Annotated in this window: 24 protein-coding genes; 9 read left to right on the top strand and 15 right to left on the bottom strand. The window is 73.2% G+C overall.

Features of this window, described 5'->3' with window-relative positions:
• Positions 1 to 3 precede the first annotated feature (3 nt).
• Entirely contained in the window at positions 4 to 1,200 is a 1,197-nt protein-coding gene (locus AC3RJ8_RS02510) for an NAD(P)/FAD-dependent oxidoreductase (RefSeq protein WP_489714392.1), read from the top strand.
• A gap of 51 nt (positions 1,201 to 1,251) precedes the next feature.
• Positions 1,252 to 2,667: a DUF4232 domain-containing protein gene (locus tag AC3RJ8_RS02505; RefSeq protein WP_489714391.1), complete on the top strand. Its 1,416-nt coding sequence runs from the start codon at positions 1,252 to 1,254 to the stop codon at positions 2,665 to 2,667.
• Between the two features lie 9 nt (positions 2,668 to 2,676).
• Here AC3RJ8_RS02505 and AC3RJ8_RS02500 read toward each other — a convergent pair whose 3' ends face one another.
• On the bottom strand, positions 2,677 to 4,701 hold the full coding sequence (locus AC3RJ8_RS02500; RefSeq protein ID WP_489714390.1) for a cytochrome c biogenesis protein DipZ: 2,025 nt from the start codon (positions 4,699 to 4,701) through the stop codon (positions 2,677 to 2,679).
• Positions 4,702 to 4,764: 63 nt separating this feature from the next.
• Positions 4,765 to 5,379 carry a hypothetical protein gene (locus AC3RJ8_RS02495; protein WP_489714389.1) on the bottom strand — a complete coding sequence of 205 codons (615 nt, stop codon included), beginning with the start codon at positions 5,377 to 5,379 and terminating at the stop codon, positions 4,765 to 4,767.
• Between the two features lie 159 nt (positions 5,380 to 5,538).
• On the opposite strand from AC3RJ8_RS02495, the gene AC3RJ8_RS02490 reads away from it, so the two are divergent.
• A complete protein-coding gene (locus AC3RJ8_RS02490; RefSeq protein WP_489714388.1) occupies positions 5,539 to 6,240 on the top strand; it encodes a fasciclin domain-containing protein in 702 nt (233 codons plus the stop codon).
• Positions 6,241 to 6,385: 145 nt separating this feature from the next.
• Positions 6,386 to 6,772, top strand: coding sequence for a hypothetical protein (locus tag AC3RJ8_RS02485; protein ID WP_489714387.1), 387 nt, complete (start codon positions 6,386 to 6,388; stop codon positions 6,770 to 6,772).
• Between the two features lie 50 nt (positions 6,773 to 6,822).
• On the opposite strand, the gene AC3RJ8_RS02480 is transcribed toward AC3RJ8_RS02485, so the two are convergent.
• Positions 6,823 to 7,599 carry an anti-sigma factor gene (locus tag AC3RJ8_RS02480; protein ID WP_489714386.1) on the bottom strand — a complete coding sequence of 259 codons (777 nt, stop codon included), beginning with the start codon at positions 7,597 to 7,599 and terminating at the stop codon, positions 6,823 to 6,825.
• Complete coding sequence (locus AC3RJ8_RS02475; RefSeq protein WP_489714385.1) at positions 7,592 to 8,158, bottom strand: sigma-70 family RNA polymerase sigma factor; 567 nt, start codon at positions 8,156 to 8,158, stop codon at positions 7,592 to 7,594. The genes AC3RJ8_RS02480 and AC3RJ8_RS02475 overlap by 8 nt, the downstream gene beginning before the upstream one ends.
• A 261-nt stretch (positions 8,159 to 8,419) precedes the next feature.
• Between AC3RJ8_RS02475 and AC3RJ8_RS02470 the strand changes: the two genes are divergently transcribed.
• Entirely contained in the window at positions 8,420 to 9,415 is a 996-nt protein-coding gene (locus AC3RJ8_RS02470; protein WP_489714384.1) for a type IV toxin-antitoxin system AbiEi family antitoxin domain-containing protein, read from the top strand.
• Between the two features lie 106 nt (positions 9,416 to 9,521).
• On the opposite strand, the gene AC3RJ8_RS02465 is transcribed toward AC3RJ8_RS02470, so the two are convergent.
• Positions 9,522 to 10,649: a 3-deoxy-7-phosphoheptulonate synthase gene (locus tag AC3RJ8_RS02465; RefSeq protein ID WP_489714383.1), complete on the bottom strand. Its 1,128-nt coding sequence runs from the start codon at positions 10,647 to 10,649 to the stop codon at positions 9,522 to 9,524.
• A gap of 282 nt (positions 10,650 to 10,931) precedes the next feature.
• On the opposite strand from AC3RJ8_RS02465, the gene AC3RJ8_RS02460 reads away from it, so the two are divergent.
• The gene (locus tag AC3RJ8_RS02460; RefSeq protein ID WP_489714382.1) at positions 10,932 to 11,429 is read left to right on the top strand and encodes an NUDIX hydrolase; all 498 of its coding nucleotides are present in this window, start codon (positions 10,932 to 10,934) and stop codon (positions 11,427 to 11,429) included.
• 161 nt (positions 11,430 to 11,590) lie between these two features.
• Here the strand turns inward: AC3RJ8_RS02460 and AC3RJ8_RS02455 are convergent, their stop codons facing one another.
• From AC3RJ8_RS02455 to AC3RJ8_RS02420, 8 genes are all read right to left on the bottom strand, one after another.
• A complete protein-coding gene (locus AC3RJ8_RS02455; protein ID WP_489714381.1) occupies positions 11,591 to 12,322 on the bottom strand; it encodes a glutamine amidotransferase in 732 nt (243 codons plus the stop codon).
• A 101-nt stretch (positions 12,323 to 12,423) separates the two neighbouring features.
• Positions 12,424 to 13,230: an ABC transporter permease gene (locus AC3RJ8_RS02450; protein ID WP_489714380.1), complete on the bottom strand. Its 807-nt coding sequence runs from the start codon at positions 13,228 to 13,230 to the stop codon at positions 12,424 to 12,426.
• On the bottom strand, positions 13,227 to 14,192 hold the full coding sequence (locus AC3RJ8_RS02445; RefSeq protein ID WP_489714379.1) for an ABC transporter ATP-binding protein: 966 nt from the start codon (positions 14,190 to 14,192) through the stop codon (positions 13,227 to 13,229). Before AC3RJ8_RS02445 ends, AC3RJ8_RS02450 begins: the two co-directional genes overlap by 4 nt.
• Before the next feature lie 41 nt (positions 14,193 to 14,233).
• Positions 14,234 to 14,986, bottom strand: coding sequence for a hypothetical protein (locus AC3RJ8_RS02440; RefSeq protein ID WP_489714378.1), 753 nt, complete (start codon positions 14,984 to 14,986; stop codon positions 14,234 to 14,236).
• Between the two features lie 5 nt (positions 14,987 to 14,991).
• Positions 14,992 to 15,765, bottom strand: a complete 774-nt coding sequence (locus AC3RJ8_RS02435; RefSeq protein WP_489714377.1) for a hypothetical protein — start codon at positions 15,763 to 15,765, stop codon at positions 14,992 to 14,994.
• Positions 15,762 to 16,409, bottom strand: a complete 648-nt coding sequence (locus AC3RJ8_RS02430; protein ID WP_489714376.1) for an ATP-binding cassette domain-containing protein — start codon at positions 16,407 to 16,409, stop codon at positions 15,762 to 15,764. The genes AC3RJ8_RS02435 and AC3RJ8_RS02430 overlap by 4 nt, the downstream gene beginning before the upstream one ends.
• The gene (locus AC3RJ8_RS02425) at positions 16,402 to 16,725 is read right to left on the bottom strand and encodes an ATP-binding cassette domain-containing protein (protein WP_489714375.1); all 324 of its coding nucleotides are present in this window, start codon (positions 16,723 to 16,725) and stop codon (positions 16,402 to 16,404) included. The genes AC3RJ8_RS02430 and AC3RJ8_RS02425 overlap by 8 nt, the downstream gene beginning before the upstream one ends.
• Positions 16,722 to 17,108: a GntR family transcriptional regulator gene (locus tag AC3RJ8_RS02420; RefSeq protein ID WP_489714374.1), complete on the bottom strand. Its 387-nt coding sequence runs from the start codon at positions 17,106 to 17,108 to the stop codon at positions 16,722 to 16,724. Before AC3RJ8_RS02420 ends, AC3RJ8_RS02425 begins: the two co-directional genes overlap by 4 nt.
• A 215-nt stretch (positions 17,109 to 17,323) precedes the next feature.
• Here AC3RJ8_RS02420 and AC3RJ8_RS02415 point away from each other — a divergent pair, with 215 nt between their 5' ends.
• Together AC3RJ8_RS02415 and AC3RJ8_RS02410 are read left to right on the top strand one after the other, a co-directional pair.
• Positions 17,324 to 17,929 carry a DUF6318 family protein gene (locus AC3RJ8_RS02415; protein ID WP_489714373.1) on the top strand — a complete coding sequence of 202 codons (606 nt, stop codon included), beginning with the start codon at positions 17,324 to 17,326 and terminating at the stop codon, positions 17,927 to 17,929.
• 128 nt (positions 17,930 to 18,057) lie between these two features.
• Positions 18,058 to 18,906: a hypothetical protein gene (locus tag AC3RJ8_RS02410; protein WP_489714372.1), complete on the top strand. Its 849-nt coding sequence runs from the start codon at positions 18,058 to 18,060 to the stop codon at positions 18,904 to 18,906.
• A gap of 95 nt (positions 18,907 to 19,001) precedes the next feature.
• Here AC3RJ8_RS02410 and AC3RJ8_RS02405 read toward each other — a convergent pair whose 3' ends face one another.
• Entirely contained in the window at positions 19,002 to 19,493 is a 492-nt protein-coding gene (locus AC3RJ8_RS02405) for a DUF6194 family protein (protein ID WP_489714371.1), read from the bottom strand.
• A 51-nt stretch (positions 19,494 to 19,544) separates the two neighbouring features.
• Between AC3RJ8_RS02405 and AC3RJ8_RS02400 the strand changes: the two genes are divergently transcribed.
• Entirely contained in the window at positions 19,545 to 20,270 is a 726-nt protein-coding gene (locus AC3RJ8_RS02400; protein ID WP_489714370.1) for a MerR family transcriptional regulator, read from the top strand.
• Between the two features lie 156 nt (positions 20,271 to 20,426).
• Here the strand turns inward: AC3RJ8_RS02400 and AC3RJ8_RS02395 are convergent, their stop codons facing one another.
• Positions 20,427 to 21,539 (bottom strand): aspartate-semialdehyde dehydrogenase, encoded by a 1,113-nt coding sequence (locus AC3RJ8_RS02395; protein WP_489714369.1) that lies wholly within the window; start codon positions 21,537 to 21,539, stop codon positions 20,427 to 20,429.
• Between the last annotated feature and the right edge of the window lies 1 nt (position 21,540).

Genomic DNA, 21,540 nt, shown 5'->3' with positions numbered 1-21,540 from the left:
CCGATGGAGCCGATCGTCGTCGTCGGAGGCGGGTTCGCCGCCGCCCGCGCCACCGAGGCGCTGCGCACGGAGGGGTACGACGGCGATCTCGTCGTCGTCGCCGGGGAGGCGGTCCCGCCGTACGAGCGACCACCGCTGTCCAAGGCCTACCTGCGCGGGGAGGTCGGGCGCGACGCCCTGGTCCCCCTGGACGAGCGCTGGTACCGGGACCACGGCGTCGACCTGCGCACGTCGACGACGGCGGTCGGCCTGGACGTCGCCGGACGGACGGTCACCCTGGCACCGGGCGGCTCGCTGCGCTACTCGCGGCTGCTGCTGGCCACCGGGTCCCGGGTCCGGCGGCTCGACGTCCCGGGCAGCGAGCTGCCCGGAGTCCTCCACCTGCGCAGCGTGCGCGACGCCGACCGGCTGGCGAGGGCGCTCGACCACGACGGTCCGGTCGTGGTGGTCGGCGACGGCTGGATCGGTATGGAGGTGGCGGCGTCAGCCCGGCAGCTCGGCCACGACGTCACCGTGGTCGGCAGGTCCCCGCACCCGCTGCGCGGCCTCGGTCCGCAGGTCGGGCAGATCTTCGCGGACCTCCACGAGAAGAACGGCGTCCGCCTCGTGCGCGAGGCCACCGTGACGAGCCTGCCCGGGACGGACCGGGTCACCGGGGTGACGCTCGACGACGGCCGCACGCTCGAGGCGCGCACCGTCGTGGTGGGCATCGGTGTCACGCCCGAGGTCGGCGTCGTCCAGGGCGCCGGGATCGAGCTGCGCCCGGCGTCCGACGGCGGAGGGATCGTCGTGGACGGGACGCTGCGGACCACCGCGCCCGACGTGTGGGCGGCGGGCGACATCGCCTCGGTCCCGTCCCCGCGCTACGGGCGACCGCTGCGGACCGAGCACTGGGCGACCGCTGACCAGACCGGCCGGCACGCCGCCCGGTCGATGCTCGGGGACGGGACCGCCTACGACGTGCTGCCGTACTTCTTCACCGACCAGTTCGACCTGGGCATGGAGTCTAAGGGTGTCACCGAGGGTGAGGTGGTGGTCAGCGGATCGCCGGCGGACTGCGAGGGCGTCGTCTTCTGGGTCTCCGACGGGCGGGTCTCCGCGGCGATGGGCCTCAACGTGTGGGACCGCATGGACGAGGCGGAGGAGCTGATCCGGGCCGACGGCCCCGTCGACCGAGCCATGCTGGAGTCGTTCGTCTGATCCGGTCCGGACCGGCGCGGACGGCGCGCCGCGGTCTGGCACGATCAGCACATGTCACGTCGCGTCGTCCTCGGGTGGGTGGCGCTGCTCGCCGTCGGCCTCGTCGCGATCGGGCTCTGGCGTCCGTGGGACGCGGTGCCGGGCACCGTGCCGGACACGGTGCCGCACGCCCTGCGCGACGCCGTCGGCCAGATCGAGTCCGTCCCCGGCGTCGTCGGAGCAGAGGTCCGCTACGACGTCCTGCACCACGACGCGAAGGACGGCGACACTGCCGTGGCCGGGCTCGAGGTCCGGCTCGAGGAGGACCTGACGCCGCAGGAAGCCGGTCACGCGGCCGGCCAGGTGTCAGCACTGTTCACCGCGGTCCCTGTCCCCGGCGTCGAGCTGACCCGGTCGATAGGGATCGTCGCCGGCCAGCCGGACGAGAGCGGCACTGCCCCTGCCTACCCGCTGAGCGTGCGGACCCTCGACAACCCCGACCTCGACATCGCCGTCGCCCAGGCCTACGAGCTGTGGCAGGCAGGCGCCGCACGCGCCTCCGACAACTCCGCCGAGACGAGCACACCGGACGAGCTCCTCGCGTTGGCCGACTTCGCCGAGCGGCGCGGAATCATCGCCGCTCTCGCCACGCTCGACCGCACGGTCCGCTACGAGCCCGGCATCCCCGTCGTCGTCGACGTCGCTCTGGTCCGCCTCGCCGTCGAGGCTGCCGAGCGAGACGGCGTCGAGTCGGCGTTCTCCACCGGTGAGAGGGGCCTGACGCTGCACCTGGCGGACGACCGGGCGAGCACGACCGCCTCGCTCGTGGACTGGCTGGAGACGCACGCCGTGGCGGGCGACCCCGTGCCCTACACCCTCTTCTCGCCCGGCTACGCGACGATCGCCGAGGGCTGGCTCGGCGGCGTCGCGCCGCCCGAGCCTGAGCCGCGCACCCTCCCGCTGCCCGACGGCACCGAGGCCTGGCCCGCCGACGCCGCGGCGCCCGCATGCACCGGCGCGGACCTCGAGCTCGCCCTCACCTCGCCCGACGCCGCCACGGGAGCGCGCTACCTGTCGGTGCGGGCGCGCAACGTCTCCGGCACCCCCTGCGCCGTCGACGGCGTGCCCGAGCTCGCGTTCCTGAACGCGGACGGCGAGCGCCAGCGGGACGTCACGATCGTGCCGACGGCCCCGGGCGTCGTCGCCGGACGCGTCGTCGTACCGCCCGGGGAAGCGCTGATCGCCACCCTGGAGTGGCGGGCCATGTCGACGGCGAACGACCCCGACGTCACCACCGCGGTCGAGGTGGTCTCGGTGCCCGGGGCCGACCCCGTGCGCCTCGTGCCGCGCGCACCGGGCCTCGCCGACCACCCGCCCGCCGAGGGCGGGGACTCCGCGGCCGGCGGCGCCCCGGCCCCGCTGGACGTGCTCGACGGCGCCGAGGTGCGGGTCGGACCGTGGGCCCAGGCGGTCGCCGGCTGGTCCTGACCCGGACGATCACCCGAAGGTGAACGTGTAGACCGACATCCCGGCGGGCACCTCCAGCTCGACGATGCCGTCCGTCGGGCCGTCACCGCGCAGCACGTCGTACAGGGTGGGGTTGCCGCCGACGGCGATCTCCTCCTCGGACCGCACCGTCCCGTCCGGTGCGGTCACGCGCGCCGTCACCGTGCCCTCGCCGCCGAGCACCGCGAACACGTCCGTCGACCGGTAGGCGAGACGCAACCGGGCGCCGTCGGACACCGCCGTCGCGCCCTGGAAGTCGACGTCCCACGTCCCTGCCAGCGAGAACGTGTCCGGCTGCTGCTCCGCGGCCGGCTCGAACCGTTCCTCCCCGCTGCCGTACGCCGTCGGGCCCGCGTAGTTGAAGACCTTGTTCAGCGCGAGGTACGTCTCCGGCGTGGTCTCCGCGTCCGGCGTGGTGTCGACGACGTCGGACGGGGGCGGCAGGTCGACGTCCGGGTCGGCGGCACGCAGCAGGTCGCGGATGTGCTGCTCGGTGACGTCGTAGTCGCCCTCACCGAACTTCAGGTAGCGCACCGTCCCGTCGGCGTCGATCAGGTACTCCGCCGGCCAGTACCGGTTCCGGTAGGTGGTCCAGGTCGAGTAGGAGTTGTCCTGGGCGATCGGGTACTCCACGCCCAGGTCCTCCGCGCCCGCGATCACGTTGCGCGTCTCGCGCTCGAACGCGAACTCCGGCGTGTGCACCCCGATGACCTCGAGCCCGGCGGACTGGTACTTCTCGTACCAGTCCGCGATGTGCGGGATGGCGCGCTGGCAGTTGATGCAGGAGTACGTCCAGAAGTCGACGAGGACCACGTCGCCGCGCAGGTCCGCCAGCTCGACGGGCTGCTCGCCCGGCGTGTTGAGCCACTGCGTGATGCCCGTCAGGGGCGGCGCGGTGCCGCAGTCGGCCAGCTCGGTGGACCCGCTCGTGCAGTTCGACAGCTCACGGTTCGCGTCGGTGACGATGCCGCCGAGCTCCAGGGCCTCCTGCACCGACTCGTTGGAGTCGACCTGCTCCTGCAGCGCGCCGGTGTAGTCCGGCAGCGCGCGTTGGATCTGGGCCGGCACGTCGAAGGCGAGCCCGACGGCCAGGACGATCATCACCGCACCACCGGTGACCCGGATGCCGCGCTGGTGGCGCTGGAACCCGCGCACCCGCTCGGCGACCCGGCGCCCGGCCAGCGCGAAGACCAGCAGCGGGATCGCGGCGCCGACGGCGAAGCTCACCGTGAGCGCGACCGTGCCCGGCCCGATGTTGCCCGTCGCGCCGGCGACGGTGATGGCGGCCAGCACCGGCCCCGCGCACGGCACGTACAGCACGCCGAGCCCGAGGCCCAGGAGGAACGCCCCGCGGTCCTGACGGGCGGCACCCTTCCGGGAGCCGAACGCGGCGATGCGCTGGAACGGGCGCTCCAGCACCTCCTCGATCCGCGGCACGATCATGCCGACGCCGATGGCCGCCAGCAGCGTGATCCCCAGCCAGCGCAGCAGGTCCTGCGGCAGCCCCAGAGCCGTCAGGAGCACGGAACCGAGCAGGGTGAACACCGTGAAGCTCAGCACCAGCCCGGCGATCACCAGGTAGGGGCGCCACGACCGGCCCGCGGCGCCCGCGGACCGGCCGCGACGCCGGTCGGCCCGGCGGGTGGTGCCGTCGCCGCGGCCCGACGGCCGGTCGTCCGCCGTCTCGTCCTCCGTCTCGTCCGGCGCGAGCGGCAGCGTCACCGTGCCGGCGCGACCTGTCGGGGGGCCGCTCGTGACCTGCCCGGACCGGCCGACCCGCACCGCGGACGGGGCACCCGCGAACAACGCGGGGCTGACGCCCTTGCCGGCCGCGGCGTCCGAGCCGGCGTCCGGGGTGCCGTCGTCGGCCGCTGCGCTTCCCCCGGCTGCTGCCGCGCGCTGCCGGGCCCCCTCGACGCCGCCAGCGAAGAAGATCACCGGCAGCATCGGCAGGATGCACGGCGAGATACCGGTGATGAGGCCGCCGAGCAGGCCGATGATGATCAGTGTCTCCATGCCACGGGTTCGGAACCGTGGGCCGCTCGGATGGGTCGCAGCACGCCGTGCGCCCCGTGCCCGTCAGCCGCGGACGGTGGTGACGACCTGCGTCAGGGACGGCCGCCGGGGCGTCGAACCGAACCCGAACCGCACCGGAGGGTCCACGTCCGCGAGCGCGCCGAGGCCCCTGCCGTCCCACGTCGCGCGGACCGCCGTGAGGGCGCGGACGTCCGTCGCACCGTAGGTCTCGGACCGCCCGCTGCCCGCGCTCCCCCGGGTGCGCACCCCGTCGAGCAGGAGTCGCGCGACCGGGTCGGTGAGCAGCGCGAACCGTGGCGACGTGGCGAGCCGCGCCGGGACGAGCCGCAGCGCCCACCCCAGGGCGGTCCGGCGCCCGACGGCGGCACGCAGCCGGAGCGGGCCGGCCTCGGCCTCGACGTGGCCACCGGGCCCGCGGCCGGTGTCGGCCCGGACGGTGACCGGCGTCTCGACGACCTCGTCGAACCGGTACGTGGTGGACACGAAGTCGGCGATCTGCGGCGGGGCGACCAGCACCCGGTGCCCGGCGACGTCCTCGACCATCACGTCGGCGAACGCGCCGAACGGCGACTCCCACCAGTGCCCCACGACCACGCGCGTGCCCGACGTCGTGCCGCACCCGAGGATCTGCCCGCGGAACCGCTGCTCGTCACCCATCCCCCGAGTCTGCTCCGGCGGTGCACCGGGTCGCGCGCCGGGCTCCTCCGACCCACGCGAAACAATCTTCGTCCGCGACCCATCCACGCCGTCGGGCGCTCCGAACCTCCGGTGAAGCGCCCCGGGACGAGGTCGGGGCGACGAGGCAAGGAGAGACCGATGAAGAACGTTCGTACCCGCACCGCCGCCGCCGGCTTCGCCACTCTGGCCCTGCTGGCCCTCGGCGCGTGCTCCTCCGACGACCCCGAGATGTCGGGCTCGACCGAGGAGACCATGGCCGAGGAGTCCCCGATGGCGGAGGACGAGATGGCCGAGGAGGACATGGCGGAAGAGGACATGGCCGAGGAGGACATGGCCATGGACCCCGCCGCCAACCTGGTGGGCCCCGGCTGCGAGGCCTACGCCGAGGAGGTCCCCGAGGGTGACGGCTCGATCACCGGGATGTCGACCGACCCGGTCGCCGTGGCCGCCTCCAACAACCCGCTGCTGACCACGCTCGTCTCGGCCGTCAGCGGCGAGCTGAACCCCGACGTGAACCTCGTCGACACCCTCAACGGTGACGAGTTCACCGTCTTCGCCCCGGTCGACGACGCGTTCGCCGCGGTGGACGCCGAGACGATCGACACCCTCTCCACCGACGCGGACCTGCTGACCACGGTGCTCACCTACCACGTGGTGCCCGGTCAGATCCTGCCCGAGGACATCTCGGGCGAGCTCGAGACCGTGCAGGGCGAGACCGTCGAGGTCACCGGATCGGGCGACGAGCTCATGGTGAACGACGCCAACGTGATCTGCGGTGGCGTCATGACGCAGAACGCCACGGTCTACCTCGTCGACTCGGTGCTCATGCCGCCCATGTGATCGGCGCCCTTCCGGTCCGGTTCCCGGGCACGCAGGGGGTGTCCGGGGCCCTCCGAGGCCGGGCCCGTCTCGTCATCCGACGAGGCGGGCTCGGCCTCTTCGTGCGCGCGCAGGAGCCGCTCCGCACAGGCGTTAGGGTCGGCCCATGCCTCGTCCTCGTCCCCGTGTCGTCGTCGTCGGAGCCGCCGTCGTCGCCCTGCTCGCCGGGCTCTTCCTCGCCGTCCCGGTGGCGTGGCTCGAGCTCGACGGCCCGCCGGCGCCGCCTGTCGCGGCGATCGCCGACCTGCCCGAGGGTGCTCAGGTCACGGCGATCGACCGGGCCTGCGGGTCGGGCGGCTGCTGGCTCGAGGTCTCCGTGCTGGCCGCTGCGGGAACCACGGGTCAGGAGCTGTCGAACGAGGTCACCCCGGACGGAGAGGAGTGCGGGGTCCGCAGCATCGTGGACCTGCGCCGGGTGTGCACCTCGACCAGCGCGGTCGGGCCGACAGACGCACGGTTCGTCGTCCGGTACGACCGGTACCTCGATCTCTGAGGCAGCCGGTGCCGTCGACCCTGGACCGTCGCGTCGACGGGCGGGCGTCCTCAGCCCTCGGCGAGGACCACGATCGGGTCGCTGGTCGGCTGCTCCGAGCCGCCCTCGGGCTCCACGGAGACCGCTAGGCCCACGCCGGAGACGTCGCTGACCAGCTGCTCCACCTCGCCGTCCTGCGGCTCGAGGAGCCCGGCCGACGTCACGCCGCCCTCAGCACCGACCAGCCAAAGCTGGTAGACCGAGTCGTCGCCGACGTCGGGCAGGTCGCCCGCGCTGAAGAGGAAGTCGTCGCCCGCCGCGAGCACCGTGGCGTAGCCGCCACCGGTGACGTCGCTGCGCAGCAGGGTCGCCGACGGGTCGGCCATCATCTCGGCGACCGTGTCGACCTGCTCCTGCAGGCGGTTCTGCTCCGTCGTGGCCTGGATGGCCACGGTGGTGGGCACGGCGACGGCGACGACGGCGGCCGCCGCCACGGCGACGACGCCCCATCGACGACGGCGGCGCGACGAGAGCGGCACGACGTTCGTCCCGTCCGCGTGGCCGGTACCGGGCGAGGCGGGCGTGCCGCCGTCGTCCGCGACCGGTGCGCCGCCGTCGGCCGCTCCTGCCGACGCCACGATCCGGTCCATGACGGCGGCACGCAGGTGGGCCGGCGGTTCGTGCTCGACGGTGAAGGAGGCCACGACCTCGCGGTACTCGTCGAGCGCGCGCCGGGCCTCGGCGTCGTCCGCGAGGAGTCGCTCGACGGCGCGGCGCTCGAGGTCGTCGACCGCGTCGAGAGCGTAGGCGGGGAGCAGGTCCCAGGCGTCACGGGTGCTGTCAGGCACGGGCCACCCCCAGGCAGTCGCGCAGGCGGCCGAGGCCGTCGCGGATCCGGGACTTCACCGTGGGCAGCGCGGCGCCGAGCCGCTCGGCGACCTCGCGGTAGGTCCGTCCGCCGTAGTAGGCGTCGACGACGGCCTCACGCTGGGTCGCGGTCAACGAGTCCAGGCAGCGGCGCACGGCCGCACCCTCGAGCCGGCGCTCCACGTCCTCGGCGACGACGTCGTGCTCGCTCACCGCGCGCGTGCCGTCGAGATCGCGCTGGTCGCGGTCGCGGCGCGCCTGCTCGGCACGGACGCGGTCCACCGCCCGGCGCCGGGCCAGGGTGGCGACCCAGGTGCGCGCCGAGGCGCGGGACGGGTCGAAACGCGCTGATGTCTGCCACACCTCGACCATCACCTCCTGGGTCACCTCGGCGGCGTGGTCCGGGTCGCGAAGCACACCGAGCGACGTGCCGTAGGCCACCGGGGCCAGGGCGTCGTAGACGGGCCCGAACGCCGCCGGGTCACCGTCGACGCACGCCACGAGGGCATCGTCGACAGGAGTCGGCAGGGAAGGCGGCACCGTCACAGTGTGCCGCACCCCAGCCGTCCGGTCGATCTGCACCCGTCCCGCGTCGCTCGTCCCGGGCCTTCCGGGACGTCATGGGTTCGGCGCGGACGGCGTCCTGGATGGGTGGTCGCGCCGTGGCGCGCATCACTCGCCGGGCGCGGGCGTCTCTGTTCGTCAGGAATGAGGCGTTGATTCCTGACGAACAGAGACGCCCGCGAGCAGGGCTGTGGATGACGACGGCGGCGCAGGCAAGAGATCTGCTTCGCTCGCTCGGTGCCCGGTCGTCCTCAGCCCGTCCCCGAGTCGTTGCTCCTGATCGCCGCGCAGCAAGAAGGCCTCGTCTCGGTGCGACAGTGCCTCGCTGCCGGGATGACCCGCGAGCAGGTGGCCGCGCGGACACGTACCAAGGAGTGGGAACGTGTCGCCCGCGCGGTCCTCGACACCGGACTGACCGGCGTGAACCGGGCCGACCAGGGCCTCGAGATCGAGCATCGCCGGCGCCGGGCCGCGCTGCTCGGGCTGCTGGCGCACCCGGGGTCCGTGGCCACCGGTCTCTGCGCCCTCGTGCTCCACGGCGTGCAGGGTGCGCCGGCGCGGCTCACGCCCGAGGTCGCGATGCCCACCGGAGCCCCCCGGGCGGGACGGCCGCCGGTCAGGCTGCGGCGCTCGCCGGTCGACCGATGGGTCGACGTCGGAGGCTTCCGCTGCGTGCCCGTGGACCGAGCGCTCGTCGAGGCCGTGCCGCAGGTCGGGCGCCGCCACGCCGTGGCACTCATGGACTCGGCGCTGCACCGAGGGCTCATCGACGCCGAGCGACTCGAAACCACCTATCGGGCCGCCGCCGGGCGCCGCGGCATGGCGCGGACACGCGAGTGGTGGCCGTTGGCCGACGGACGTTCCGAGTCGCCGGCCGAGACGTGGGCCCGGCTGTCCTGCGTCGAGGACGGTTTCCCGCCCGACACCCTCCAGCTCCAGGTCGCCGGACCCGGTGAGCAGGTCTTCGCCCGCGTGGACCTGGCCTGGCGGTTGCCGGACGGCACGGCGCTGCTCGTGGAGATCGACGGGCAGGAGGTCCACTCGGCACCGCGGGCGCTCTACCGTGACCGCGCCCGCCAGAACCGTCTGGCCACCTCGCGCACCGTCGTACGCCGGTTCACCGGCACCGACGCCTGGCACGGGCGGGTCGGACCCGAGGTCGCCACCGTGCTCCGAGGCTCCGGGTGGCGGCCGCACCCGCTGCCGGCGGACGCGATCCTGCACCTTGCCTGACGGCACACCGTCGCGAGCGTCTCTGTTCGTCAGCTATCAGGCCTCCATTCCTGACGAACAGAGACGCTCGTGGCAGCAGGTGCCGACGACGGCGCGCCACCCGGCGTCAGGCGTCCCGTCGCGAACGCACCGCAGCGGCCAGGACCTCCAGCAGCTCCGCCGTCGTGCCCCAGTCCATGCACTTGTCCGTGACGGACTGGCCGTACACGAGCGAGTCCAGCGGGCCGGGCTTCTGGGCGCCGGCCTCGATGAAGCTCTCCAGCATCAGGCCGGTGATGCCCTGCTCACCGTCGGCCAGCCGCGAGGCGACCTCCCGCACCACCTCGGCCTGGCGCACGTGGTCCTTGCCGGAGTTGCCGTGGGAGGCGTCGACGATCACGCCCGTCTCGACGGCTCCGCCCAGCCCCGAGGTGCGGGCGACCGCCAGAGCCGCGGCGACGTCCTCGGTCCCGTAGTTCGGGCCGCCGCGCCCGCCGCGCAGGATGACGTGACAGTCCGGGTTCCCGGCGGTCTCGACGGCGGCGGCCCGGCCCTCGGAGTCCGCCCCGAAGAACGTGTGCTCGCTGGCCGCCGTGATGCAGCCGTCCACCGCGATCTGCACGTCGCCGTCGGTGGCGTTCTTGAAGCCGACCGGCATCGACAGCCCCGACGCGAGCTGGCGGTGCACCTGCGACTCGGCGTTGCGCGCGCCGATGGCGCCCCAGGTGACGGCGTCGGCGATGTACTGCGGGGAGGTCGGCTCGAGGAACTCGCACGCGGCCGGGACGCCGGCGTCCAGCACGCCGAGCAGCACCTCGCGGGCGAGGCGCAGGCCGTGGTGCACGTCGTGCGAGCCGTCCAGGTGCGGGTCGTTGATGAGACCCTTCCACCCGACCGTGGTGCGCGGCTTCTCGAAGTAGACCCGCATCACGACCACCAGGTCGTCCGACAGGTCGCGTGCGACGGGTGCGAGCCGGCGGGCGTAGTCGAGCGCGGCGGCCGGGTCGTGCACGGAGCAGGGCCCGACGATGACGACCAGCCGGTCGTCCTCCCCGGTCAGCACGTCGCGGACCTCGCGGCGCGACGTGGTCACCAGGTCGCTGCGCCGGGTGCCCAGCGGCAGCTCGGTGCGCATCGCGCGGGGTGCGGGCAGGGGGTCCAGGGCGCGGACGCGCAGGTCGGAGGTCTCGGCCATCAGGTCAGTATCGTCGGTCGTCGCGGTGGCGCGCGCGGCGGGCGAGGTGGTGGGACTCATCGGGGGCTCCTGGTGGTGGCGGTCTCGTCGGTCGGTCGGCGCCGTCGCAGGCGGTCCGGTCCCGACCGGAAGCCCCGACGACAAAGGGCCCGGACGCGCGGTGCGTCCCAGGCCCTGTGCTGGCTCCGGTGGAAGGAGTCGGTCAGGCGCGAGCCCGCCGAGCTCCCAGCGGAGCCGGCGTAAAGCGCCAATACCAACGGATGTTCACGGCGATGACAGTACGCCCGGCCACGCCGCACCGTCCAGCGGTGTCCACGATCCGGTCCCGGGTACGGTCGCCCCATGCCGATCCCCGAGTTCGTCGCCGCCCTCCGCGCCCAGGTCGGGACCGCACCGCTGTGGCTTCCCGGGGTGACCGCCGTCGTGCACGACGACGCCGGGCGTCTGCTGCTGGGCCGGCGCGCCGACAACGGGCTCTGGGCTCTGGTCAGCGGGATCCTGGAACCTGGCGAGGAGCCGGCGCGCGGCCTCGTGCGCGAGGTCCTCGAGGAGACCGGCGTCGAGGTGGAGGTCGACGCGCTGGCCGCGGTGTCCACCACGCCGGAGGTCGTCTACCCGAACGGCGACCGCAGCGCGTACCTCGACCTGTGCTTCCTCGCGCGGCCGGTCTCGGCCGCGTCCGCCGCCGCCGCGCACGTCGCCGACGACGAGTCGGTCGCGGTGGCGTGGTTCGCGCGGGACGCGCTGCCCGAGGACCTCGCACCCTCCACGCGCCGGCGGCTCGCGTCGGCGGAGCGGTACCGTGCCGACCCCGGTGCCGGCACGGTCTTCGTCCGCTGAGGTCACGGATCGGGCACGAGCGGCCCGATCCGCCGTTCCGTCGTCGTCGCCCCGACCGCCTCGGAACGTGACCACGGTGCTGGTCAACCGACGGAGCTGTCAGGCTCATGACGGTGTATCCCGGGTCCTGAGCCTGACAGCTCCGGACGCGGGGCGGAGCGTCAGCGTCGGTACAGCTCGACGAAGTTGCGCAGGATCCGCATCGGCTCCGTCACGCGGCGCGCGGCCGCCCGGGTGACGACGTCGTCGGCCTCGTTCGCCGCGAAGTAGCCGTAGTCGCGGTACACCTGCACCCGCTGGGTCAGGCCGGCGAGGTCGAGCTCGGGGTGGAACTGCGTCGCGTACAGGTGGGACCGGATCCGGAACATCTGCACGGGCGAGCGTGGCGAGAGCGCGAGCCGGACGGCGCCGGGCGGCAGGCCCCGCATGGCCTCCTTGTGCCCCACGAACGCGGTGAACGCGGGTGGCAGGCCCGCCAGCAGGGGGTCGGCGATGCCCTCCTGGGTGAGCTCGACGGTCGCGAGGCCGACCGCCTCGCCGTAGAGCCGGTCCACCACTCCCCCGGCGTACTGGCCGAGGGTCCCGACGCCGTAGCAGGCACCGAGGAACGGGAAGTCGCGGTCCACGACCTCGTCGAGCAGCGTCCTGAACTCACGCTCCACCCGGCGCTGCACCGCCGACTTGGTGTCCTCGGGGTCGGAGGAGTTGAAGGGTCCGCCGCCGACGATGATCCCGGCGTAGTCGTCGAGGTCGATCCGCGGCATCGGGGCGGCCTCGAGGCGCACCCGGTGGAGCTGTTCCGGGGCGAGCCCGGAGTAGCGGCACATCGCGGCGTACTCGCCGTCGGCGGCGACGTCCTCGGCACGCGTCGCCAGGAGCAGGAACGGCTTCACTCCCGCAGCGTAGGCCGAACCCGCCCCGGGGTGCCGAACAGGAGGTTGGGCCCGCTATGGCGGGGCAAAGCGGGCACAACCTCCTGTTCGGCACCGTGGGGTCAGGACCAGCGGAACATCCGGACTGCCAGCGGCAGCAGCACGGCCGTCCACACGGCCATGACGACCATCTGCAGCAGGGGGAAGCCCGTCTCGAACCAGCCCGTGGTCAACGCCTGGGCCGCCGCCCCCAGCGGGGTGAACTGCCCGATCTGCTGCAGCAGCTCCGGCATGATCGGTCCCGGCGTCCACAGGCCGGCGAGCATCAGCATCGGGAAGTAGAGCAGCATCGACACGGCGTTCGCCGTCGACGCCTTGGGCGCCCACGCCGCGATGAGCATGCCGAGCGAGAACATCGCCGCCATGCCGAGCACGAAGGCGAGCAGCACCACGCCGAGCTGCCCCGGCATCGGGACGTCGAACATGAACCGGCCGACCAGGACGGCGACCAGCACACCCACCAGTGTGGTGGCGACGTTGATGATCAGGTGCGCGACGACGATCCCCTGCGAGCGCATCGGCGTGGTGCCCAGCCGGCGCAGCACCCCCTTCTCGCGGAACGTGGCGAAGGTGACCGGCAGGACGGTCAGCGCGGCGGTGCCCAGCGCCATCGCGACGACCACCGGCAGGTAGGTCGCGATCGGCGTGAGCCCGTACCAGACGGACGTCTCGGGGGCGTCGAGGATGGGTTCGCGCATCCCCGGGATCGCGTAGCCGACACCGATCATGAGGACCGTCGGGAACAGGATGCCGAAGAACACGGCGGCGAAGTCGCGCAGCCAGACCTTCGTCTCGGTGGTCAGCAGCGTGCCGAAGCCACGCCAGGACCCGGCGGACCGGCGGGTGGCGGGCAGCGTGGTGGTGGTCATGAGCGGGCTCCTTCGGTGAGCTCCTGCGGGTCGTAGGTGCGGCCGGTGACGGCGAGGAACACGTCCTCGAGCGAGCGGGCGACGGTGGCGACGTCGTCGGGCACGACGTCGGCCTCGGCGAGCGCGGGCACGACGGCGAGCAGCACCCGCCGCGACCCGGTGACGGCGATGCGCCGCTCCCCCGCGTCCCCGGTGCGGTAGACGTCGGGGTGCCGGTCGGCGAGGTCGGCGAGCAGGGCCCGTGCCCGGTCGGTGTCCTCGGTGGCGAAGCGCACGATGACGGTGCGTTCGTCGTCCAGGTCGTCGATGAGCCCGTCGGGGGTCCCCTCGGCGACGACGCGGCCGCGGTCGATGACGACCAGCCGGTCGCAGAGCCGCTCGGCCTCGTCCATGAAGTGGGTGACGAGCAGGATCGTCACGCCGGAGTCGCGCACCCGCTCGACCAGGTCCCAGGTGCTGCGGCGAGCCTGCGGGTCGAGCCCGGTGGTGAGCTCGTCGAGGATGGCGACCTTCGGGTTGCCGACGAGCGCGAGCGCGATCGACAACCGCTGCTTCTGCCCGCCGGACAGCTTCGCGAACTGCTGGCCGGTGTGCTCGGTGAGGTCGAGCATGCGGGCGAGCTCGTCGACGTCGGCCGGGTCCGGGTAGAACGAGGCGAACAGCCGTAGGGCCTCGCCCACGGTGATCTTGTCGTGCAGCGCGGCCTCCTGGAGCTGGACCCCGAGGTGCTCGCGCACCCGCTCGGGGTGCCGCTGCGGGTCGATGCCGAGCACGCGGACCGTGCCGCCGTCGGCGTGCCGCAGGCCCGCGAGGGTCTCCACGCTGGTGGTCTTGCCGGCGCCGTTGGGGCCGAGGATCCCGAAGATCTCCCCGGGCTGGACGGCGAACGACACGTCGTCGACGGCGATCTTGTCGCCGTAGGTCTTGCGGAGGTTGCGGACCTCCACGATCGGCTGGGCCATCTCTGGCCTCCTTCTGCGAGGTGGGACGAGGTGCGGGCGGTTCACGACGGACGCACGGTGGCGTCGCGGAGCATGAGGTGCGCCACCACCGCGGCCAGGACCGCGGCGAGGAGCGCGCCGACGAGGCTGACGGCGACGCCGGCCGCCGAGTCGACGGGGCTGTCGCGGAGCGGGATCGCGAAGACGCCGGAGCGGCTGCCGAGGTCGGCGAGCGCGGCGGGGACCAGCAGCGGGACGACGGCGAGGGTGCCGCGGACGGCCCCCCAGCGCCGGTAGCCGCCGTGGACGGCCGTGCCGACGAGCACGTAGGTGACGATGACGAGCGTCTGCGCGACGACGGTCGCCGCCACGCCGGACACGGTGTCGAGCGGGAACCCGCCCGCGCCCTGGTAGGGCCGCTCGAGCGCCGTGTAGACCTGTTCCTCGACGAGGCCGAGCGCGACGGTCAGCACGCCGAAGACGAGCCCGCCGACGACGGCGCCGCGTGCGATCCCCTCCACGAGGGAGCGCCGCGACCCGCCGGCGGCCAGGTGGGTGCGCAGGAGCGCGGCGGTGAGGATGATGCCGACGGCGAACGCCGGCCAGCGCGCGGGGCTCCCGGCGGCGTCGTAGGTCAGGCCGTCGGCCACGCCGCCGTAGCGGTTCACGATCACCGGTACGGACAGGACGAGCAGCGCCCAGCAGGCCCAGAACCAGATCGCCGTCCTGAGCAGGTAGCGCTGGAGCCGGCGTCGGGCCGCGGAGACCGCGCGGCGGTGGGGCGTGGCGTCGCGGACGGCCGTCGTCGTGGTCATGGCGGTCACCTCGTCGGCCGGAGTCGGACGGTGCGCAGGCGCAGGTGCAGCCACACGGCCGAGAGGCCGATCGCGGCGAGGGCCACGACGATCCCGGCGACCGTGTCCGACGCCTCGTCGGGAAGCAGGGAGCCGAGCACGTCCGTGGCCCAGCCGCTGCGGGTGGCGAGCTCGACGAGACCCAGCAGCACCAGGCCGGGCAGGAGGAGCAGCGTGCCGCGCCACGGACCGTCGGACGTGTACCCGATCGCGACGGCGCACCCGACGAGTACGTAGACCACGACGACGAGAACCTCGGCGCCCGCGGTGGCGAGGACGCCTCCGCTCCCGGTGGCCAGGCCGCCCTCGGGCTCCGGCCAGGGCCATCCCACGGCGCGGAACACCTCCCGTTCGGCCACCGTCGCGAGGGCACGGAGCACCCCGTAGGCCGGGGCGGTGACGACGGCGGTGACCAGCGCGGCGTCGCGGAGCGCCCGGCGGGTGCCGCCGGCGGCCAGGTGCGTCGCCAGGATGGTCGAGCAGGTGATGAGTCCCAGCGAGAACGCGAACCACCGGGCGCTGTACTCGGCAGCGACCAGCACGCCGACGTCCATGTGCCCGCCGGCGCGGTCGACGACGAACGGCACCACGACCGCCGCCGTCGCGAAGAACACCCAGAAGCCGGTGCCGACGAGCAGCGAGGGGACGGCCATCGACCGCGTCGCCCGGCGGGTGGCGCGCCGCTGCGAGGCGGCGGCGAGCGCTGCCCGGGACGGCGGGGTGGTCGTGGTGGCGCTCATCGGTCCGCCCCCGTCCGGTTCGGCTCGGTGAGGCGCACGAACAGGTCCTGCAGCGGGAGCGCGCCCAGCTCGACGCCGGCGGCTCGTGCGGCTGCCGCCTCGCCGTCCTCGGGCGTGCCCTCGAGCGTGACCTGCAGCGTGCCGCCGAGCTGCTGGCGGTGCAGCACCCGACGGTCCCCGGCGAGCCGCTCGACGGCGGAGGCGGGGCCGGTGAGGCTGAACCCGCGCCGGCCCATCTCCTCGGCCGTCTCGGCGAGCAGGATCCGGCCGCGGTCGAGCACGATCACGTCCTCGAAGAGCCGCTCGACCTCCTCGACCAGGTGGCTGGAGAGCAGGATCGTGCGGGGGTGCTCGGCGTAGTCGGCGAGGACCTCGTCGTAGAACGCGTACCGCGTCGGGGCGTCCATGCCGAGGTAGACCTCGTCGAAGATCGTCAGCGGCGCGCGGGCGGCGAGGCCGATGGTGGCCCCGACGGCGGACTTCTTGCCGCGCGAGAGGGCGGCCGGCTTCTTGCGGGGGTTCACCTCGAACATGTCCAGCAGGCGGGCCGCGAGCTCCGCGTCCCAGTGCGGGCGCAGGTCCGCGTAGTACTGGAGGGACTCGGACAGCTTCTCGTCGTCCTGGAGGTCGCCGGACTCACGCACCAGCTGGACGTTCGAGGTGACCCAGGCGTTCTCCCAGGGGTCCCCACGCCTCCGGGGCGTCGCCGTCGGGCCCGAGGCGCACGGTACCGGCGGTGGGCCGGTTGAAGGCCGCCAGCAACGAGAGCAGCGTGGACTTGCCGGCGCCGTTGCGCCCGAGGATCCCGGTGATCACACCGGGGCGGAGGGCGAGATCCACGCCGTCGAGCGCGACGGTCGCCTCGTCCTGGTAGGTCGTGCCGTCGACCGTCATCCGGCGCTGCTTGCCGAACCGGACGCCGACGTCCTCGAGGCGCGCGCCGAAGGGCTCGGGGGTCATGACTTCTCCTGGGTGGTCTCGGTGGGCGAGTCGTCGCCGCCCTGGACGTAGGCGACGATCTCCGCGGTCGGGATGCCGAGGACGTCCGCCTGGGCGAGCGCCGGGGCGAGCACGTCGTCGAAGTAGGCCTTGCGGTGCTGGTCGAGGAGGCGTTCGCGCGCGCCCGGGGCGACGAACATGCCGAGCCCCCGCCGCTTGTAGAGCACCCCCTCGTCGACGAGCCCGGTGAAGGCCTTCGCCGCGGTGGCCGGGTTGATGCGGAACGTCGTCGCGAACTGGGTGGTGGACATGACCTGCTCCTCCTCCGCGAGCTCGCCCGCGAGGACCTGCGACCGGATCATCCTGGCGATCTGGACGTAGATCGGTTCGGGGCCGTCGAACACGCGACCCTCCTCAGGGTGTGCTGGTGCTGTGGTTCATTACTGGACTAATGAACCACAGAGCGGCGGCGAGGGTCAACCCCTGCCGCCGCGCGGCCGGTCGTGACCGTCTGGTGAGACGTCGTCCACAGGCCCGTGCCCGAGATGGTCCGGTTTCGCTACGGTGTCGAGGTGTCGCCGTCGACCCGCTGGTGAAGGAAGCCGTGAAGGAGCCCTCGATGTCCCCTGCCGCCCCTGCGCTCGGTGCGCTCGCCCTGGTGGCGCTCCTGCTCACCGGCTGCACCCAGCCCGCTCCCGCGCCGACGGATCAGGGCACGACGGCGGAAGTCACCTCCAGCCCGTCGCCCTCCGTCGCCGAGTCCTCGCCGGCACCGTCGCCGACACCCGTGGTCGTCGCGCCCGAGCGGCCCGCCGCGATGGACGACGACGGGTACGAAGGTGCCCAGGCGGCAGCGAAGTACTTCCTCAGCCTGGACGACTACATCATGAAGACCGGCGACACCGCCGAGTGGGAAGCGATGTCGCACAAGGAGTGCGGGTACTGCTCGCGACGCCTCGAACAGGCGCGAGAAATCCACGACAACGCGTACGTGTGGACAGGCGGCGAAGCGGCGGTTGAAATCACACACGTCTACGAGCGGGATGATCCGACAGGAATCTGGCCAGTCGATGTGAGAGTGTCCGCCGATCGAGCGAGCATCCAGAAACCGAATGGCGATGTGGTGTTCGAAGAAGGGGCGTCCACCTTCAAGCAACGTGTCGAAATCAAGAACTCAGGCACAGGCTGGCATGTAGTTGCCGTGAGCGGCCTGGAGGACGAGTAGTGCTGAAGGAAGTACTCTTCGCCGCCGCAATGGTCCTAGTGGCTTCCGAAGCGCCGCAGATTCCGGCGCAACCGGCGGCCGAGCCAACCTTCGACGGCAGGACCGACGATCAGGACAATTCAGCCGTTGTGACGGGCGTCGGCGATGCGGAGAGCCCCGCGACGTCCGGGGACGACGGTCCCCGCGACCGCTACTTCCGCACCGACTCCACCACCTGCAACCTCGCCGCCACCACCGACGGCGCAGACTTCATCACCACCCTGGACTCCTGCCCCGACGGCTCCCAGGAAGCGGACTTCCAAGGCGCACCCTGCGCGGACGACGAGTACGAGCTCGCCGAGCTCTGGGTCGAGCGTCTCCAGAACGACGGCACCTACACCGCCCCCGAACGCGTCTCCGGCAGCGAGTGCGTCACCCCCGCCGACCTCGCCGCCCCCGCCCAGCACGAGTTCGCCACCATGCACATCCCCACCCCCGACGCCGTGCTGCAGGCCCGCGAACCCCTCCTGGTCAACGTCCACTACCCCGCCTACGCCACGACCCAGCCCCAGATCGCCGACGTCACCCTGCTCGACGTCCCGGTCCAGATCCGCGCCGACCCCGTCCAGTACACCTGGGACTTCGACGACCCCCACACCCCCGGCGGCGCCACCCTGACCACCACCGACCCCGGCCACCCCTGGACCGACGGCACCCCCATACCCGACAGCACCTGGATCGGCCACACCTACACCCACCTCGGCCACCCCGACACCCATACCGGCACCCTCCGCGACCAGGCCGGCAACTGGTACCGCGACGACGTCACCACCACCCTGACCACCACCTGGGAAGGACACTTCCGCATCACCGGCACCAGCACCTGGACCCCCATCGACGGCACCATCACCACCACCAGCACCACCGACCCCGTCACTCTCACCGAAGCCCGCGTCCGCCTCGTGTGCGACGACACCCACGGCGATCCCACCTGCTGACCCCCCCCGACCGTTGTGGGTGCACGACACGCCACCAACGACCCGACCACCACCGCGTGTCGTGCACCCACAGCGAGGGTGCCGGGTCGCCACGGCTACCCGAGGGAGCTCCGGCGCTCGTACCGCCGTCGGGCCGCGTCGTGCGCCTCCCGCAGCAACGCCAGGACGGTGCCGGAGGTGCGGTCGGCGGGGTCGACGACGCACACCCAGCCCAGCTCCCCGTACACCGGGTGGGCCATCAGCACGTCCGTGGGGACGTCGGCCGACGGCCGCGCCCCGGCCGCACCGCCGCCATCGGCAGCGGTCGGCGCGTGCACGGGGTCCAGCTCGACGGAGCGCCGGCGGCCCACGTGGATGTTGACGCGCCACCGTCCTGGCCGGTCGAGGTCGCAGCTGGTGTCGTCCGGGTAGTCCTTCGTGACGATCGTGCCGTAGGGCTGCACGGTGGTCGGTACCCGACCGTCGGGTGCGCAGTAGAAGAAGGCGTCACCCCAGGCGAGCTCCGGGGCGCCGCTGCCAGGTCCGGGCTGCAGGACGAGGGCGCCGTCCCACCCGCGCACCGTCTCGATGATCTGGTCCATACTCATGGTTCAAGCATCACCTTGAAGTGCTTCTGTGGGGTTGTCATGGATCGACCGATGCGGACCGTCGAGGTCGCCCGCGCGACGGGGTACTCCGTGCAGGAGGTGCGGGACCTCGAACGGCTCGGCGTCCTCCCGTCGGCCGCACGGTCCGCCACCGGCTACCGGCTGTACCGGCCGGTCCATGTCCGGGCGGTCCGTGCCTACCGGGGGCTCGCCACCGCCGTCGGCCCCGTCGTCGCGCGCCGCACGATGGCCGGACTGTGGGGATCGGCGCCCGATGTCGCCGTGGCGGCCCTGACCGATCTGCACGTCGGCCTCGCCGAGGACCGCCGGCAGACCCTCCTGGCGCTCGACGCGCTCGACGAGATCGGTGCCGAGCCGGCGGCGACCCGTCCCGGGGACGTCCTGACCATCACCGAGCTCGCCGACGCCCTGGGTGTCCGGACCTCGACGCTGCGCCACTGGGAGGCCGAAGGACTGGTCACCGCACAACGAGTCGGGTCCCTGCGCGTCCGCACCTACGACGTCGAGCAGGTCGGTTCCGCGCGGATCGTCGCGGCGTTGCGCGCGGCAGGCTACGGCGTCCCGGCGGTGGCGACCGTCCTGGCGGCGCTGCGAGGACCCGGAACCACATCCCAGGCCGAGACCACCCTGCGCGCACGGCTGGATTCGATCGCGACACGGTCACGGGCGCTGCTGCGCGCCGGTGCCGACCTGGCCGACCTGCTCGACGCCGTCCAGCACGGGCGGACCGAGGTCAGCGACGCCGCACGCCCGTGAGCCCACTTGTGGGTGTACGACACGCCGTCGTCCACTCGGCGACAACCGCGTGTCGTACACCCACAGCGGAAGAGGGGGACGGCGAAGGGCCGCGGCGGGACGAGTCCCACCGCGGCCCTTCGTGCGCTACCTCGCGCAGAGTTGCGCTACCTCGCGTCAGGCGTCGACGGCGGCAGCGTCGACCTCGTCGTACGTCGAGAGCTCGGCGAGGTCACCGGCGACGATCTCCGCGATCTGCACGGCGTTCAGCGCCGCCCCCTTGCGCAGGTTGTCGTTGGAGACGAAGAGGACGAGCCCCCGACCGTCCGGCACTGACTGGTCGGTGCGGATGCGGCCCACGAACGACGGGTCGGCACCCGCCGCGCCCAGCGGCGTCGGGACGTCCGCCAGCTCGACACCCGGAGCGGCGGCCAGCAGCTCGCGCGCCCGCTCGGGCGACAGAGCCGCGCCGAACTCGGCGTGGATCGCGAGCGAGTGACCGGAGAACACCGGCACCCGGACGCAGGTCCCGGCCACCGCCAGGGAAGGCAGCCCGAGGATCTTGCGCGACTCGTTGCGGAGCTTCTGCTCCTCGTCGGTCTCCCCCGACCCGTCGTCGACGATCGACCCGGCGAGCGCGATGACGTCGAACGCGATCGGCGCGACGTACTTCTCCGGCTCGGGGAACTGCACGGCCGAGCCGTCGTGGGTGAGCCCCTCGAGGTCACCGGCGACGGCGGCGCGCGCCTGGTCGGCGAGCTCCTTGACGCCGCCGAGCCCGGACCCCGAGACCGCCTGGTACGTCGCGACCCGCAGCCGCTCCAGCCCGGCCTCGGCGGCCAGCGGCTTGAGCACCGGCATCGCGGCCATCGTGGTGCAGTTCGGGTTGGCGATGATGCCCTTGGCCGCGTCGCTGATCGCCTCCGGGTTCACCTCGGAGACCACCAGCGGGACCTCGGGGTCGAGACGCCAGGCGGACGAGTTGTCGATGACGACGGCGCCCGCCTCCGCGAAGCGGGGCGCGTGCTCGCGCGACGTGCCCCCGCCCGCCGAGAAGAGGGCGACGTCGATGTCGGCGAGCTCCGCCGTCGGCGTCGCCGCGACGTCCTCGACCGTGACGTCGACGCCCTCGTAGGCGAGGGTCGACCCCGCCGACCGCGCCGAGGCGAAGAGCCGCAGCTCCTTGACCGGGAACCCGCGCTCCGTGAGGAGACGGCGGATCACGGCGCCGACCTGACCGGTCGCGCCGACCACGGCGACGTTGACTCCCTGAGCGTTGATGACAGTCATC

This window comes from Isoptericola sp. MSGPD8_1_ISO-PGPR-S23-394, from assembly GCF_058072785.1.
The sequence above is the reverse complement of the archived record's forward strand: the minus strand, read 5'-3'. Positions and strand labels throughout refer to the sequence as shown.